Origin of the sequence: Photobacterium rosenbergii (assembly GCF_003026455.1) — a bacterium.
Taxonomy (GTDB): Bacteria; Pseudomonadota; Gammaproteobacteria; order Enterobacterales; family Vibrionaceae; genus Photobacterium; species Photobacterium rosenbergii.
In genome coordinates this window covers 104,211-120,885 of sequence record NZ_PYMB01000004.1, presented here as the reverse complement: position 1 = coordinate 120,885, position 16,675 = coordinate 104,211, and the positions used below count along the sequence as shown (strand labels likewise).

15 protein-coding genes are annotated in these 16,675 nt (G+C 49.2%); 4 read left to right on the top strand and 11 right to left on the bottom strand.

The genetic code is table 11. The features are described from left to right. Positions 1-634: 634 nt before the first annotated feature. The 4 genes from nanQ to C9J01_RS12970 form a co-directional block, all read right to left on the bottom strand. The gene (gene nanQ / locus C9J01_RS12985; RefSeq protein WP_107298579.1) at positions 635-1,105 is read right to left on the bottom strand and encodes an N-acetylneuraminate anomerase; all 471 of its coding nucleotides are present in this window, start codon (positions 1,103-1,105) and stop codon (positions 635-637) included. An 82-nt stretch (positions 1,106-1,187) separates the two neighbouring features. After that, positions 1,188-2,669: a sodium:solute symporter family protein gene (locus C9J01_RS12980; RefSeq protein ID WP_107298578.1), complete on the bottom strand. Its 1,482-nt coding sequence runs from the start codon at positions 2,667-2,669 to the stop codon at positions 1,188-1,190. A gap of 50 nt (positions 2,670-2,719) precedes the next feature. After that, the gene (locus C9J01_RS12975) at positions 2,720-3,601 is read right to left on the bottom strand and encodes an N-acetylmannosamine kinase (RefSeq protein ID WP_107298577.1); all 882 of its coding nucleotides are present in this window, start codon (positions 3,599-3,601) and stop codon (positions 2,720-2,722) included. Beyond that, on the bottom strand, positions 3,598-4,311 hold the full coding sequence (locus C9J01_RS12970; protein ID WP_107298576.1) for an N-acetylmannosamine-6-phosphate 2-epimerase: 714 nt from the start codon (positions 4,309-4,311) through the stop codon (positions 3,598-3,600). Before C9J01_RS12970 ends, C9J01_RS12975 begins: the two co-directional genes overlap by 4 nt. 268 nt (positions 4,312-4,579) lie before the next feature. On the opposite strand from C9J01_RS12970, the gene nagA reads away from it, so the two are divergent. Next, positions 4,580-5,734, top strand: a complete 1,155-nt coding sequence (gene nagA, locus C9J01_RS12965) for an N-acetylglucosamine-6-phosphate deacetylase (protein WP_107298683.1) — start codon at positions 4,580-4,582, stop codon at positions 5,732-5,734. Positions 5,735-5,825: 91 nt separating this feature from the next. Here the strand turns inward: nagA and C9J01_RS12960 are convergent, their stop codons facing one another. Further along, positions 5,826-6,698 carry a MurR/RpiR family transcriptional regulator gene (locus C9J01_RS12960; protein WP_107298575.1) on the bottom strand — a complete coding sequence of 291 codons (873 nt, stop codon included), beginning with the start codon at positions 6,696-6,698 and terminating at the stop codon, positions 5,826-5,828. 277 nt (positions 6,699-6,975) lie between these two features. Here C9J01_RS12960 and C9J01_RS12955 point away from each other — a divergent pair, with 277 nt between their 5' ends. Continuing rightward, on the top strand, positions 6,976-7,872 hold the full coding sequence (locus tag C9J01_RS12955; RefSeq protein ID WP_107298574.1) for a dihydrodipicolinate synthase family protein: 897 nt from the start codon (positions 6,976-6,978) through the stop codon (positions 7,870-7,872). Between the two features lie 98 nt (positions 7,873-7,970). On the opposite strand, the gene ruvB is transcribed toward C9J01_RS12955, so the two are convergent. The 6 genes from ruvB to aspS form a co-directional block, all read right to left on the bottom strand. Continuing rightward, positions 7,971-8,987 carry a Holliday junction branch migration DNA helicase RuvB gene (ruvB, locus tag C9J01_RS12950; RefSeq protein WP_107298573.1) on the bottom strand — a complete coding sequence of 339 codons (1,017 nt, stop codon included), beginning with the start codon at positions 8,985-8,987 and terminating at the stop codon, positions 7,971-7,973. 38 nt (positions 8,988-9,025) lie between these two features. Next, positions 9,026-9,649 (bottom strand): Holliday junction branch migration protein RuvA, encoded by a 624-nt coding sequence (ruvA, locus tag C9J01_RS12945; protein WP_107298572.1) that lies wholly within the window; start codon positions 9,647-9,649, stop codon positions 9,026-9,028. Positions 9,650-9,753: 104 nt separating this feature from the next. Next, positions 9,754-11,217 carry a methyl-accepting chemotaxis protein gene (locus tag C9J01_RS12940; protein WP_107298571.1) on the bottom strand — a complete coding sequence of 488 codons (1,464 nt, stop codon included), beginning with the start codon at positions 11,215-11,217 and terminating at the stop codon, positions 9,754-9,756. Positions 11,218-11,432: 215 nt separating this feature from the next. Beyond that, the gene (gene ruvC, locus C9J01_RS12935) at positions 11,433-11,954 is read right to left on the bottom strand and encodes a crossover junction endodeoxyribonuclease RuvC (protein WP_039458823.1); all 522 of its coding nucleotides are present in this window, start codon (positions 11,952-11,954) and stop codon (positions 11,433-11,435) included. Between the two features lie 12 nt (positions 11,955-11,966). Then, positions 11,967-12,710, bottom strand: coding sequence for a YebC/PmpR family DNA-binding transcriptional regulator (locus C9J01_RS12930; RefSeq protein WP_107298570.1), 744 nt, complete (start codon positions 12,708-12,710; stop codon positions 11,967-11,969). 162 nt (positions 12,711-12,872) lie between these two features. After that, positions 12,873-14,657: an aspartate--tRNA ligase gene (gene aspS, locus C9J01_RS12925; RefSeq protein ID WP_107298569.1), complete on the bottom strand. Its 1,785-nt coding sequence runs from the start codon at positions 14,655-14,657 to the stop codon at positions 12,873-12,875. A gap of 415 nt (positions 14,658-15,072) precedes the next feature. On the opposite strand from aspS, the gene C9J01_RS12920 reads away from it, so the two are divergent. Both C9J01_RS12920 and C9J01_RS12915 read left to right on the top strand, forming a co-directional pair. Next, positions 15,073-15,957 carry a DUF72 domain-containing protein gene (locus tag C9J01_RS12920; RefSeq protein ID WP_237156961.1) on the top strand — a complete coding sequence of 295 codons (885 nt, stop codon included), beginning with the start codon at positions 15,073-15,075 and terminating at the stop codon, positions 15,955-15,957. A 122-nt stretch (positions 15,958-16,079) separates the two neighbouring features. Continuing rightward, positions 16,080-16,595 carry a VOC family protein gene (locus tag C9J01_RS12915; protein ID WP_107298568.1) on the top strand — a complete coding sequence of 172 codons (516 nt, stop codon included), beginning with the start codon at positions 16,080-16,082 and terminating at the stop codon, positions 16,593-16,595. Positions 16,596-16,675 lie beyond the last annotated feature (80 nt).

The window sequence follows — 16,675 nt, the reverse complement described above, 5'->3', positions numbered from 1 at the left end:
ATATTAAAACTCCACTCTTCTAAATCTTGAACGGGACTATTAATGCCACTTCACATTCTGTTTTATCCCTTCATATTCGAGGTGTTTATCCTTAGAAAAAAAAGGATTGAATATGTTTTAACTGGTTATTCAATAACCAAAATCTCATACGTACTACTGACAAATCAGTAGGTACATGGACCTCCACCATCAAAATCGGATTAGTTAAATTTATGCGAAAGTGAAATTTAACTCGCTTTTGGATAAATTAAAAATGCCTATAATCAGCACCAGAAACAGATAAGGCCGCCTAGAGAGTAAAAGTCATCTTTTTGGCGGGTTGTAGGCTGTTTCCCCAACCACTTTGATTTAGATTGAGGAAGTAGATATGGCTCGTATTTTTGAAAAAATCGTTGCGCTTTACCAACCAAGCTTTGCTGAAATGTACAAAAGCAACTGCTAGAAACTGCTCACGAAGCAAGCAAGCGCTCTGACGGCTGTTAAATGAAGAATATTTTCTTTCTGTGGCCCTCGCTCGATATGTCACAGACTTGTAACGATAGAAACAGCCATTAAACAAAAAATAGTTGCGCTAGGTGTAAAAACAAAAACGAGGCCCTATGGCCTCGTTTTTGTTTACCGCGGATTTAACGTTTTATTCAAATAGGTTGCGATGCACTTTTACCACCGCTTTCTTTATTGGCTGCGGTGCTGCGATGGTGCATCCCGGCTTATGTGGCTGCCCAGGTAGGAAAATCGCAAACATGCCTGGTTCAAGTAGCACTTCTGACTCGCCTTTCACGGCGCCGGCCAACCAGAAATCATTTTCAGAATCGTAATGCTTCTCAACGGTATGTGCCTCACTCGCAACAGCGAAGCCAATACGCTCACTTCCGGAAATCAGGAATTGGATATCGAGGTAATCACGATGCACTTCATGCAACTTACTTTCCGCGCTTGAGGTTTCAAACGCCATCACATTGACAAATATTTTGTCGCCATCAATATCATGGCGGCCAACGGGAAGTGTTTCTAGATTGGTCCCAGACAAAAATGCCAAGCTACGGTGGACAGCGGCAGGTAGATAGGAAAACGTCTCTCGCTGATCAATATGGCCAACAATCATAGGTACTCTCTTAAAATAAAGGCCCGGCCAATACGGCGCGGACCTTGAGGGGGAATTAATTTTGTAACGATTTGAATCAGGGTTAGATAGTCAGCGCCTTGACCTCTTCATCACTGTGGCTGTTTTTAAATAAAGGCGCGGTGATAAAGCCCACCAGCACAACCACCAAGGTGCCAATCACGCCATAGAAAAAGAAGTTAAGATCTGTGCTTGCACGTACCCACAAGATAGTAGCAACGGCTGCCACGACACCTAGCAATGCACTGTTGGCATTGGCACGGCGTACGAAGACACCCAGCATAAACAGACCAGTCATTGGACCGCCCATCAAACCAATCAAGCTATTGAAGGCATCCCATAATTCACTTTCATTCGACATAATGAGATACGTAGAAGCAATCACACCAAACACACCTGCAGAGACTGTCACCATTCGGCCAACTTTCAGCTTCTGCTCAGGGCTCTTCTCGCCGCCAAATCGGGTATAGATATCGGATGTAAAACACGCCGAGATACTGTTAAGGCTACTTGAGATACTTGACTGTGATGCTGCAAAAATTGCCGCGATGATCAGCCCAGCAATACCAGCAGGCATCTGAGAAATTACAAAGAATGGCAAGATCCCGCCAGTGTTGAAGTTCTCCGGCATTAGCTCAGGATGCTGGGTATAGTAAGCATATAGTGCCGCGCCGACTGCAAAGAAGAATACTGGAATGCAGGCGACCAATTTGGCATTAGTAACCAACGCTTTTTTAGTCTCTTCAACAGAGTCAGTCACAATGTAGCGCTGAACCACATCTTGGCTGGCGGTAAACTGCTGCAAGCTAGCGAACAGGAAACCAATCATCAGCACAGGAACGGTACTTTCTGACCAGCTCCACGCCATTTTATCGGCTGGGAAATACTTATCTGCCTCTGCAGATAAACGGAAGATTTCAGTCATACCGCCATCAACATTGAAACAGATCATCACAAAGATCATCACGGCGGCAGCAGACAGCATGATCCCCTGGATCACATCGGTCCAAATAACCCCTTCGATACCCCCCATGAAGGTGTAGACAATACATAACACACCAATTAGGAAGACAATGGTAAGCGGACTGATATCGATAAATGGCATCAGAGCCAACGCCGTCAGGTACGTAATGATCGCGATACGACCAATGTGGAACAGCATGAATGACAAACTAGCAAACAATCGCATTCGCACATCAAAGCGTTTTTCCAAATATTCATAAGCCGATGTCAGGTTCAGCTTACGGAAAAATGGGATGTAATAGATGAAAACGAACGGCAGGATAATAATCGCAATATACTGACCGATCAGAAAGGTCCAATCTTCCGTGTAAGCCTTGGCCGGAATCGACATAAAGGTGATTGAACTTAGGGTTGTTGCGAATACGCTGATCCCCGCAGCCCAGCCAGGGATCCGCCCACCGGCCTTAAAGTAGTCATCCGCTGACTTCTGCCGTTTGGCGAAATACATTCCCACCATCATGATCGCCGCTAAATAAACCAGCAAGACGATATAGTTCAGGGTTCCAAAAGCATGCATTTCCATGCGCTAGCTCCTCTCAAGAGTGTAGGTTGAGATAAAATGTCTATAAGTTGTTATCTTTGGCTGCAGGCTTGTGCCCACAGGGCAGCACCGATCAGTCCGGCATCAGTACTGCATGTAGCTGGGAGTAACTTGGGTTGGTAAACCGCTGGCAACGAGCTGAGAGCTTCTTCGACCAATTCCAAGTAATTAGCTGCCAAGCCTACCCCACCGCCGATCACGACAGCATCAAGGTCATTGGTAATGGTGAGATCAGCGACCAGTTGAGCAATTGCAGTCGCCGAGCGAGAGACAATTGCCGTAGCGGCTTCATCACCGGCCAGATAACGCTGGTAAACTTCCTGCCCCGTGCAATTTTCACCGAAGACTTCGCTGCCTTGCTGACCTATCGCCGTTCCCGATGCAATGGCTTCAACACAGCCTTTACGGCCGCAGCCACACACGGGACCATTGGGATCAGCCAAGCTATGACCTGCATGTCCAGCAATACCACGGGCACCAATTTGCAATTGTCCGTCAATCACCAAGCCTGCCCCTACCCCCGTTGACACGGTAATAAAAGCCATGTTGGCATACTGCCCACCCGCCGCGTGGTATTCCGCCCATGCTGCGGCCTGAGCATCATTGAGCACCAGGGTAGGAAGCCCTGTAATTGCCTCAATCTCCGCTTTGATAGGGAAATGATCCAGACCGCCTAGATTCTGCGGGTTCAATGCGGTAAGCAGTCCATCCTGAATGATCCCAGTTGAGGCAACCACCACTTGATCAGCCTGATCGTGAAATGAAGCGAGCAAGGTGGCCAGGTTTTGCCGTAATAACTCAGTAGACTTATCCGATTGGGTATTGAGTTGCTGGCGGGCACTGAGTACGCCATCCGCGACTAGTGCTGCAGCCAGTTTCGTTCCACCAAGATCAACCGCTAGGTAGGTCGTCATAAAATGGCCTCTCTCGCCGGATGTTTAGCTAGTGACACTTCCTGGCTAAACCACTGGCAAATATGCTCAATACGGGTGATTGCAGAACCCACTGTGACACAAGAGGCTCCCGCCTCAATGGCCTCACGGGCAAGCTGCGGTGAGTTGTAGCGACCTTCAGCCATGACAAAGCAGCCAGCCTGATTAAGTTTGGTCACGAGGGCGAAATCAGGTTCTGCGGGGACAACACCGCCGGTATATCCAGACAAAGTCGAACCGATGATCTCCACGCCCAAGCGCTGGCTGTTTAGCCCTTCTTCATAAGTAGCGCAGTCCGCCATTGCCAAACAGCCAGCCTGCTTAATAGCAGCGACTAGTTCTGCAACGGGTACCGGGCGCATACGGTCAGTCGCATCGATCGCGATAATGTCTGCTCCCGCCTCAGCCAAAGCAACGACATCTTCGATATACGGCGTAATACGTACATCGCTGTCTTGTAGGTCGCGCTTAACGATACCTATGATAGGCACAGATACCGTCGGCCTAACCGCTTTAAGGTTATCGATCCCTTCAATTCTCAATGCGGAAGCACCACCAGCCACAGAAGCCTGTGCCATAGCTGCAACGATGGCTGGCGAATCCATAGGACCATCATCAACTGGCTGACATGAAGACACAAACCCATGCTTCATCGTTGCCAGAACAGTGTTGTTAACAGTAGAAACTGTCATAAAGCATAACTCCAAGAAACAAAATAATAGTGAAGTTTTATTTCAATTTATTTTTTACGGAGCAAAACTTCAACCATGATTGTTCAAAAAGGAGATCAACACCACACTTATTAGCTCAAGGTATAAATACCCCTCGATAGGACATTTAAGTTTCTTTAAAGTCGCCTCAAAATGGAGGAATACTCCAAACCAGACGCGATTTGATGACGAGTCGTCCCCCACAATGAGAAATACCCCTTTAAAACAAAAGAATTAGGAAGAAAGGATGATGGAAAACTTCAATGCTTCCCAGACACCGGTTGCGCTGATCCATGCAACGGTCTTTGATGGCGAGACACTGCTCGATGATCAGGCCGTTATTATTCGAAGTGACACTATCGTAAGTGTAGTGCCTATGTCGCAGGCTCCGTTGTTACCAACTGACTGCATCGACGTCAAAGGGCTACTACTAACCGCCGGTTTTATCGATTTGCAACTTAATGGCTGTGGTGGGGTGTTGTTCAATTCAGATATCAGTCTCGATACCTTACACATCATGAACCAAACCAACCTGAAATCAGGTACCACTCAATTCCTACCGACGTTAATCACCAACCCACAGCCACAAATGCAACAGGCGATAAGCCTAGTTGATTCAATGGAAATTAGAGAAAGTTCAGGCGTGCTTGGCCTGCATCTAGAAGGGCCATTTATCAATGTCGCGAAAAAAGGTGCCCACCATGCAGATTTCATCAGGCAACTAACGCAGGAAGAAGCAGAGCAACTGGCCAAGCGTCATGGTGCGGTCAAAGTAATCACGCTTGCACCGGAGTGTGTCGGGCAGACAGCAATAGATGTGCTAACCGATGCGGGGATCAAAGTCTCTATCGGCCATACCAATGCCACTTACCAACAACTGGTCGATAAGCAAGGTCTCAGCATGGCTACCCACCTCTACAATGCCATGACACCGCTTGCCTCACGGGAAGTCGGCGCCGTGGGATATATTGCCGAACATAAACCGGCAACGGGGATCATTGTCGACGGTATCCATGCCGCCTACCCTGCCGTGCGTATCGCCAAAGCGCTACTGGGAGAGCAACTTTTCCTCGTTACCGATGCGGTTACTCCAGCAGGAACAGACCTTTCCAGTTATGACATGGCGGGGCAACAAGCCTTTGTCACCGACGGTAAATGTCACTATAAAGATGGCACTATCGCAGGGGCTGCAATCACCATGATTGATGGTATTAAAAACCTGATTGAGCATGTTGGCATAACTAAAGAAGAGGCATTAAGGATGGCAAGCCTTTATCCAGCGAGGGCTTTAGGCATCGAAGACAACTTCGGCAAGCTGAAAGCGGGTTACAAAGCCAATATCGTCATGTTAGATACCGCTCTGGATATAAAAGGGGTCTATCAAATGGGGATAAAGCGGATTTAAGTTTCACAATTGCCCTATCAATCGATGAAAGAGAGCAAGCCAATTCCCTTTATAAACCGGAACCGACTTGCCTTCCAAATGTATTGAGGGGTTACGATTCGAGGGCCTTGGTGGTGCGGAGCTTCTTGGACTGTGCGCCATCAACATCGTCTTTGACAAGCAAGGTATAAACCAAATCCAACACGAAAAGCTGAGTAATTTTGGTTCCGATCGAGTCTCCCTGCAGTTGCCCCTGTCGGTTGCCGTTTAGCAGCACCCAATCCGCATGTTTGCAGATCCCCGACTTGGGATTATGGGTCAAGGCGACCGTACTCGCTCCGGCTTCTTTGGCCAGCATTAAGGCCTTAGTCGTCTCTAACGAATTTCCGGAATGGCTGATACCAATCGCCAGATCCCCCGGCTGCAACAATGACGCTTTCATATACATAAAGTGGTTATTGGTCAGGGCATCAACATTGTAGCCAATACGCATGAACTTGTTTTTGGCATCTTCTGCAGTGATACCCGATGACCCCACCCCAAAGAAATACACAGCGCGAGCATCCCTGAACTGCTGAGCAACGGCTTCAAGTGCTTCGAAATTCAGCAGGTTCAAAGTCTCGGAAAGCACATTGTTAATGGTAGCTTGAAGCTTCTGACCAATGAGCTCAGCACCGTCACCAGCGGTAATATCCGTATCCAAAATCGACTTGTCACCCTGATTTTGGTTAGAAAGCTCGATAGCAAGATCCATTTTGAAATCTTGGAACCCTTTGAAACCCAGCATCCGACAAAAACGGATAATCGTCGCCTCGCCAACATTAACCGTCTGCGACAACTCAGCGATTGAAAGCTTGGTAACCCCTGCTGGATTATCCATCACAAATTCAGAAATACGTCGGGCCGAAGGCGTCATGCTCTCTTGCATGCTGCCCATCATATCAAGCACTTTTCCTGATTTTACGGGTATGTGATTTGCGACCATTCTTCCATCCTACGGTGCTTAAATTCATGTATTTTTGCTGATTCTCCCATTTATCATCACCTTTGTGAAGTAAAGCTCCATTGATATTTGCCTTAGCTCGGCAGACATCAAGCCCAGTAGCTACAATCTACTAGGATGATACCTTCATCACAATTTCGATGTGCCGAGGCGTTTTCGTGTGTATAGAGATTGCTAAATGAAACTTTACTCCATAAGATGACAACCAAACTCCATTATTAATAAATTTTCTGAAGTATAACTTCATAGGTATTTGACTATGCAAAAACTGACCGGGCTAATCGCTGCTCCTCATACTCCATTTACGGCAAATGGTGACGTTAACTTCACGGCTATTGATCAGATCGCCGCTCACCTAATTAAAGATGGTGTAAAAGGGGCATACATCTGTGGCACAACAGGTGAAGGGATCCACTGCTCAGTTGAAGAGCGTAAAGCAATTGCAGAACGTTGGGTGGCTGCTGCCAATGGCCAATTGAAACTGATCATCCATACCGGTGCCCTCAGCATTGTTGATACCCTAGAGCTTACCCGCCATGCCGACACATTGGATATCTTTGCAACATCGGCGATTGGTCCATGTTTCTTTAAGCCTGGCTCTGTGGCTGACTTGGTTGAATACTGTGAAACAGTAGCTGCAGCAGCACCATCAAAAGGCTTCTACTACTACCATTCGGGCATGTCTGGGGTGAATTTGGATATGGAGCAGTTCTTAATTCAGGCCGACTCCCGCATTCCTAACCTTTACGGGTTGAAATTCAACAGCGGTGACCTATACGAATACCAACGCTGCCTCCGTGCTTGCGATGGTAAGTTTGATATTCCATTTGGTGTTGATGAGCACCTACCAGGTGCACTTGCCGTTGGCGCAACCAGTGCTGTTGGTAGTACCTACAACTATGCCGCGCCACATTTCAATGCCATTATCGACGCCTTCCACCAAGGTGAACACCAACAGGTTATCGACGGGATGGACAATGTTATCGCTCTGATCCGTATATTGGTAGAGTATGGTGGCGTCGCAGCAGGCAAAGCAGCAATGGCACTTCACGACATTGACGCTGGCAACCCTCGCCTTCCGCTAAAAGCACTGACAGCTGAACAAAAAGCGGACGTTGTTGCCAAGATGCAAGCCGCTGGTTTCTTGAAAGCCTAAGCGCTACAGCCAAGCGTATCGCATGCTAGATACGATAAACTGATATGAAAAAGCGAGGCAGTGCCTCGCTTTTTTCTTGAATCGATAAAGCTCCGAGCCTATTTCGTCTCAGGCACATCGAAGCCAAAATGCAGGTAAGCACGGTGGGTAGCAATACGGCCTCGCGGCGTACGCTGCAGGAAGCCTTGCTGGATAAGGTATGGCTCTAGCACATCTTCGATGGTATCGCGCTCTTCACCAATAGCCGCGGCAAGGTTATCTAGACCAACCGGCCCGCCCATGAACTTGTCGATAATTGCCATCAGCAATTTACGGTCCATATAGTCAAAACCGCTGCTATCGACATCGAGCATATCCAGTGCCTTGGCGGCAACATCCGGGCAGATATGGCCATTGCCTTTGACTTCAGCAAAGTCACGCACACGGCGCAGCAAGCGGTTGGCAATACGCGGTGTGCCACGGGCACGCATTGCAACTTCCAACGCGCCGGCTTCTTCCATCGACAAATCGAGGCAGTTTGCACTGCGCTGGACAATGCCTTTGAGATCTTCCACCTTGTAATACTCAAGGCGCTGGGTAATACCAAAACGGTCGCGCAGCGGTGACGTCAACGAACCAGCACGGGTGGTGGCACCAATCAGGGTAAACGGCGGCAGGTCAATTTTGATAGAGCGGGCAGCAGGCCCTTCACCAATCATAATATCTAACTGGTAGTCTTCCATCGCTGGATACAGCACCTCTTCGACCTGAGGGCTGAGGCGGTGGATCTCATCGATGAACAGCACATCGTTTTCTTCCAGGTTGGTCAGCAGCGCTGCCAAATCACCGGCCTTTTCCAACACCGGGCCTGAAGTCGTGCGGATACTCACGCCCATTTCATTGGCGACGATATTCGCAAGCGTGGTTTTACCCAATCCCGGCGGGCCGAAAATCAACAAATGATCCAGGGCTTCATCACGCAATTTGGCAGCTTTGATGAAGATCTCCATCTGATCACGGACATGATCCTGCCCCTTGTAGTCTTCGAGCAATTTCGGTCGTATCGCGCGATCGATAATGTCCTCTTCACGCGTTGTCGGATACTCACTGGCGACCAGTCTGTCTGCTTCTATCATCAAGCCTTACCTACATTCACAATCAATAAAAACAGCAGTTAAACCATTGAACGCAGTGCGTCACGGATAATGGCTTCGCTGGTCATTTCCGGCTGGGCAACCTGAGCCACCACTTTCGATGCTTGCTGTGGTTTATAGCCAAGAGCAACAAGGGCACTGACCGCTTCATCTTCGGCGCGGGCTTGAGAGGCTGTATCTTGTACCGGCGCATTCGATGCAGCGGTATCCAGCGCTGGCGTAAACAGATCGCCCTCACCCCAACCTTTAAGACGGTCTTTCATTTCAACCACTAGGCGCTCGGCGGTTTTCTTACCGACACCAGGGATCTTCACCAAGGTTGTCACATCTTCATTCTCGACGCTTAGGACAAACTGGCTGGCTGTCATGGCCGATAGGATAGCAAGGCCAAGCTTAGGGCCAACGCCGTTAGCCTTGATCACTTCACGGAACAGGTCGCGTTCACTCTTCTTGTTGAAGCCATACAGCAGTTGCGCATCTTCGCGCACCACAAAATGGGTCGAGATAGTCGCTTCACGACCAACTTCCGGCAACTCGTAAAAGCAGCTCATCGGCATCTGGACTTCATAGCCCAGGCCGTTCACCTCAAGCAATACTTCAGGTGGTTGTTTTTCAAGGATGATTCCACGTAGTCGGCCAATCACAGTAAGATCTCTTTTCTCAATCCACAAAATTGGCTCTAGGATAGTAAAGAGCTGGATGTATATCCAGCTCTTTTTTCTTTCTGATAGTTACCCCAAGCCAAACATCACGCCATACGCTGGCGCAATCCCACGACCTGATTCAAGCTTTCGGCTAGTGCATTGAGGCGCTCAACCTGCTCTGCTAGCAAAGCTCCTTGCGAGGCTACCGCATCAGATACCTGATTGGTTTCCACTACGCTGCTAGCCACAGCCTGGCTGGCTGACGTCAACTCCCTCAGCGCTTCGACCTGCTGGCTAATATTTTCCGCCAATTGGCTCACATCGCCAGAGATACTGCTCACTTGTTCGATGATCCCCGTTAGCTCAGTGGTGCTGCTTTCGATCACCGCCTGCCCTTGTGATACTTCACGGCGACTGCGTTCAAGCAAAGCGCGGATATCCACCGCAGAGCTATTGCTCTTGGCTGACAGTTCACGAACTTGATCGGCGACAACCGCAAACCCCCTTCCCTGCTCGCCGGCTCTTGCGGCCTCTATCGCGGCATTAAGTGCCAGTAAATTAGTTTGCTCTGCGACCGAGGTGATCACATCGGCGACCGACATGATTTCATCATTACTGCTTAAGATACGGGCGATTGCTTCCTTGGAAGCCTGAAGAGATTCAGAACTGGTTTCCGCCTGGCGGTAAATAATATCGCTGCGCTGTTTCAACTCGGTCACAAACTGATCGGAGGCTTCCATACCTTGGGTAAGGTGCTTAACCTGCTCGCTCATCTGCTCGGCAGCACTGGCCTGTGATTCACAGTTTAAGTTGAGAGTCCCCACCTGCTGGTGCAACTCGGTCGACTGCTGCTCAATCACGGTAGAGACATTACTCAGTGATGCTGCATTGCCACTCGCCTTATCTAGCACTTCAGCCAACTGACTCGCTCCCTGCTTAGCCTGCTCGGCAATTGCTTCACTAGACTGGTGAGCAGACTCAGCATGCGAAATGGCCTGCTGCCGTTGGCGCGATGCCCATGCCTGTGCCATCACTATCACAACCAGGGGTAGCAAAAAGCCAGACCAGGTTTCTACCACCAATGCCGAGGAGTTAAGCTCAACATTAGGGAACACCTGACCGGCTAAGTGACTGTTGACCATCCAACCGGATACCATGACAACCAGCAATGACCATGCGGTAGCCATAAACAGCCTTGCCGATAAATAAAACGCCACAATCAATAACGGTAGCCAGAAAGCTTGGGTCGATTCTACGATGCCACCTGTTTGGTAAATAATATTGACCGCATGGATCACCATGCCAAGAAATCCGATGTTCAACGCCGCTTCTGCTTGTTTGCTCAGTCGAAAGATAATTCCGGCCAAGCACTCAAGCACTACCAGCAAAACGGAAGTCATCACCAATGCACTGTGGTCATGGCTATACCACTTGAACAGGCTATATATGCCGACAAAGAAAGAGGTGAGGGTAAAAAACAAAAAAGTATCGACGTAGCGAGCACCATCGCCCTGCCAACTTGCGTTTGCGGGCATAAATAGCGCACGCCAAATAGCCAATGGCGTCATGGAATCCGTTCCTTATTCTGTCTGAATTATTATTGTTCGCTCTTTAGCGTTGATCTGCAGCGATCACCATCACTTGGTCATATGACCTCCGACCAATATATGCCAAGAAACAATATCGCAACAAAACAAAAAAGCAGCCAAAGGCTGCTTTTTTGATCAAACACTCATTATGCAAGCATCTTACTATGAAATATAAGGCTTTGTATTAAAGGCAGTTATCGATAACGTCCCCGACGGGCGCCACGGGCCTGACCTGCCATAGCGACCAGTGTTTTATGGGTATGGGCATGACAAATCGCCACGGCCAAAGCATCGGCTGCATCTGCTTGTGGTTTACCCGGAAGCTTAAGTACCGAGCACACCATGTGCTGTACCTGTGCCTTGTCTGCCCCACCGGTACCTACCACAGCCTGCTTGATTAAGCGGGCTGCGTATTCACTAACCGGCAAGTCGGCATTCACCGCCGCAACAATCGCACTACCACGGGCCTGGCCCAGTTTCAGTGCCGAGCTGGCATTCTTGCCCATAAACACTTCTTCGATAGCAAATACATCGGGCTGGAACTGAGTAATCACCTCACTCACCCCAGCATAGATTTGCTTGAGTCGACCCGGGATATCTTCGACAGACGTTCTAATGCAGCCACTACCGAGATATTCAAGATGCCGCCCAACTTGGCGGATAACACCATAGCCGGTGATCCTTGAGCCAGGGTCGATCCCCAAAATAATAGACATACTCTTGAGTCGTTACAGCTGAGCCGCAACCTCATCGGAAATATCACCATTGTGATACACTTCCTGGACATCATCCTGATCTTCCAAGGCATCAATCAGACGCAATAGTTTAGGTGCCGTGTCAGCATCCAACTCTGCCTTGGTAGACGGAACTAAAGTCACTTCGGCGTTCTGAGCCTCAAAGCCAGCGGCGTCCAACGCATCTTTTACTGGGCCGAAATCTGCTGGTGCAGTGTAAACATCGATTGAACCGTCATCATTGGTTTCAACATCATCCGCGCCGCCTTCCAGAGCTGCTTCCATCACTGCGTCTTCATCAAGACCTGCTGCGTAGGAAATAACGCCTTTCTTGTCGAACAGGTAGTTCACGCTGCCATCGGTACCCAAATTACCACCGGCTTTCGAGAACGCATGGCGAACGCCTGATACTGTACGGTTACGGTTGTCAGTCATACACTCAACCATTACCGCCGTACCACCCGGCCCGTAACCTTCGTAGATCACGGTTTCCATGTTGTCGTCGCCTTCACCACCTGCACCACGACTGACAGCACGGTTGACCGTATCACGGGTCATGTTGTTTGATAGTGCTTTATCAATTGCTGCGCGCAGGCGAGGATTATTGTCAATGTCGCCACCGCCTTCTTTTGCAGCCACGACGATCTCACGGATCAGCTTGGTGAAAATCTTACCGCGCTTGGCATCCTGTGCCGCTTTACGGTGTCGGATGTTGGCCCATTTACTATGACCTGCCATATCACACTCCAATTTCTTGCTCGCCAAATGGCGAATGTTCCACGAAAAACCAACCTAATATTTTTTAATTAAGTGCCAGGATCGGCTTGAGATTAAAGGTTGGGTAAATCTAGCCCTAAAACAAAGACTGGCCTTTCGGCCAGTCTTAATCAAGGTTGTTGCTTACTCTTGCTCGGCGCTTTCTTCTTTCGCCAAGTTGACCGCAATCGCCAGTTCTTCAAGCGCTGCTGGGTTAGCCAGGCTTGGTGCGTCAGTCAGAAGACACGCAGCTGCCGTTGTTTTCGGGAAGGCAATCACGTCACGGATGTTTTCCGTACCACAAAGTAGCATTACCAAACGGTCTAGACCGAATGCCAGACCAGCGTGTGGAGGTGTACCGAACTTCAGTGCATCCAATAGGAAGCCGAACTTCAGCTGCTGCTCTTCGGCATCAATACCTAGAAGATCGAATACTGCAGACTGCATTTCAGCGTTGTGGATACGTACAGAACCACCACCAACTTCATAGCCGTTGATAACCATATCGTAAGCGTTAGAGTTAGTTGCAGCCGGGTTCGCTTTCAGCTCTTCCGGGCTCACGCCAAGAGGAGATGTGAACGGGTGGTGCATCGCGTGAAGGTTACCTTCGTCGTCTTCCTCGAACATTGGGAAGTCAACAACCCATAGCGGTGCCCAAGCATTGGTATCTGTCAGCTCAAGATCAGTACCTAGCTTCAGACGAAGTGCGCCCATTGCTTCTTCAACAATGCGCTTCTTATCTGCGCCGAACAGGATGATATCGCCAGACTCAGCCTGAGTACGGTCAAGTAGCTGTGCAACCACTTCTTCGTTCAGGAACTTAGCCACTGGAGACTGAACACCTTCGAAGCCAGCTTCGCGGTCATTCACCTTCATCCATGCCAAGCCTTTCGCACCGTAGATGCCAACGAACTTGGTGTACTCGTCGATTTGCTTACGAGTTAGCTTAGCGCCACCCGGTACGCGGATAACTGCAACACGGCCTTTCTCGTCGTTTGCAGGGCCTGAGAACACTTTGAAGTCAACATCTTTCAAGATGTCAGCGACGTCTACAAGCTCAAGCGGGTTACGTAGGTCCGGCTTGTCAGAGCCGTAACGGCGCATTGCTTCTTCGAAAGGCATGATAGGGAACGTGCCAAGATCTACGTTTAGTAGCTCTTGCCACATTTCAGTGATCATACGCTCAGTCACGCCACGTACCTGCTCGGCAGACATGAATGAGGTTTCGATATCGATCTGGGTGAATTCTGGCTGACGGTCAGCACGTAGGTCTTCATCACGGAAACACTTAACGATCTGGTAGTAGCGATCGAAGCCAGACATCATCAGCAGCTGCTTGAATAGCTGTGGAGACTGAGGCAGAGCGTAGAAGCTACCTTTGTGAACACGGCTTGGTACCAAGTAGTCACGTGCACCTTCAGGTGTCGCTTTTGTCAGTACTGGTGTTTCGATATCTAGGAAGTCGTTGCTGTCTAGGAAACGGCGAACAAAGCTCGATGCTTTCGCACGTAGCTTGATGCGGTCGCTCATTTCAGGACGACGTAGGTCTAGGTAACGGTACTTAAGGCGCTGCTCTTCAGTGTTCTTCTGGTTGAAGTCTAGCGGTAGCACGTCTGAGCGGTTGATAATTTCCAGGCCAGTCGCCAGGATTTCAACTTCACCAGTCGCCATGTCTTTGTTTACTTGGCTTTCTGGACGTACACGTACTTCACCAGTTAGGCGAATACAGAATTCGTTGCGCAGTTGGTTAGCGATCTCGAATACATCTTTCATATCTGGATCAACAACAACCTGAACAATACCTTCACGATCTCGCATATCAATGAAGATAAGACCGCCTAAATCACGGCGACGGTTAACCCAGCCGCATAACTCTACTGTTTGCCCTGCTAGGGACTTGTTCAGGTGACCACAATATTGGGTGCGCATATGAAATTCCCGATCTGTTTACTAACTTTCCTGTGCGTATGGCACTGCCCAAGCAGCCGACCACACACATACTGAATCCTTCCCGGCCAATTTGGTTAAACATCGCGCAATTATCGCGCTTAGTCAGGCCGAGAGACAAAAATAACGAGGCATTATATACCCAAGCGCCGTCAACATACATGATCCACGAGAATTAATTGGCAATCCGCCCCAACAGCGAACCATTGAGCTGGCAGCCAACCTATGGCCTAGTACTTTGTATTTTGAACATGCAGGGGAAATAAAGCGAAATACCACTTTAGGAAAAAGTACCCAGTAAGATCAAGGAAAAAACCTAAATCAAGGATTTAAAAGATTGACCTAGCACTACACCCCTTTGCACAATGGCGAGTAAACCCAGTTTGGAAGCCTCGCCATGCCCTCAACCCACGCTAACCTCCCTGTGCGCCTCGGCCTTGCCATGTGGTCCCACAACCAGTGGCAGCAAAGTTTGTATGGCAGCGGCTGTAAAGCAGGCGACCGACTAGCTCAGTATGCCGAGGTGTTCCACACCGTCGAGGGCAACACGACCTTCTATGCTACGCCGGGGATCCCGACAGTGAAGAAATGGCATGAGGCGACGGGAGACAACTTCCGTTTCACCTTTAAACTGCCGCAAACCATTACCCACCAAAACCAACTGGTGCATTGTGATCAGCTGCTAGCTGATTTCTTTACTACCATGGCCCCGCTTGAAGGCAAAATAGGGTTGTGGAAAATCCAACTGCCGGCCCAATTCGGCCCAACCGCACTACCTGCTCTAGAAAAGTTCTTGCAGAGACTTCCAACCAACTACCCTGTGGGCGTCGAAGTACGCCACCCGGCATTCTTTGCCAAGGGGGAGGAAGAGAAACAGCTCAACCGCTTGCTGGTCGAACGCGGGGCCAACCGCATTATCATGGATAGCCGCCCGGTATTTGCCGCCCCGCCAACCACCGAAGCGGTGATAGACGCCCACCAGAAAAAACCTAAGGTCCCGGTGCATGCTATCGCCACTGCAGGCTCCCCGATGATCCGCTTTATCGGCCACCCCGATGACGCTAGCAACGACGCTTTCTTTGCCAATTGGCTAGTCCGCCTGCCCCAATGGTTACGTGACGGCAAGCAGCCTTACCTGTTCATCCATACCCCGGACAACAACCATGCGCCGGAACTGGCAACACGGCTATACCGCTTACTGCAGCAAAAAGCGGCAGATACAAACCTACCAGATGTAGAACTGCCAAAGGCTGAGCCTGATCCGCAGATCACCTTGTTATAACAACACTGGTGTATCAGCGATCTGTCACCAAATGACCTAAACACTATTTAGGCAGATGATAACTTAACAAGCCACTGGGCACTCCCCCTTTGCCTAAGCAACATTATTGTTAAGGAATCATCATGAAAATAATCACTGCCCTGTTTGTCACGGCCCTTGTTACGTTTAACCCCGCATTGGCATCAACCGACTCCATTAGCCAAGAAGATACAGTTTCAGTCGTGCGCCTTGACCATGTTGCTATGAGGGTTGTCGATCTCGATAGCACCATCGCGTTTTACCAAAAGGCATTTAACTTCGAACTAAAAACTCGTTGGGAAACCATGACCTTGGGCAGTGGTGAGGATGCCAAGACCGTCGACATGCATGGAGCCATGCTTCAAGACGATAACGGCGGAATCATTGAACTTTTCGGTGATGGTGATGCAAACCAGCGCCAGCCATTCCAGCAGCCGATCAATCACTTTGGTCTAAACGTCCCTAATATCAACGCCACATACAACCAAGCCCTACAGGCTGGTGCAATGGCTGTGACACCGCCAACAGAAGTCAGTGCCCAAGGTATGAGCGCAACCATCGCTTTTGTTCTAGGGCCTGATGGCGAGCGTATCGAATTGATTCAGTATGATCAATTATAGTGATTACCGTGAACAAATTTCATGATTCAGGTAATCACAACGATAAAAGTAAAAATGAACGTTTTTATACACAATTCATA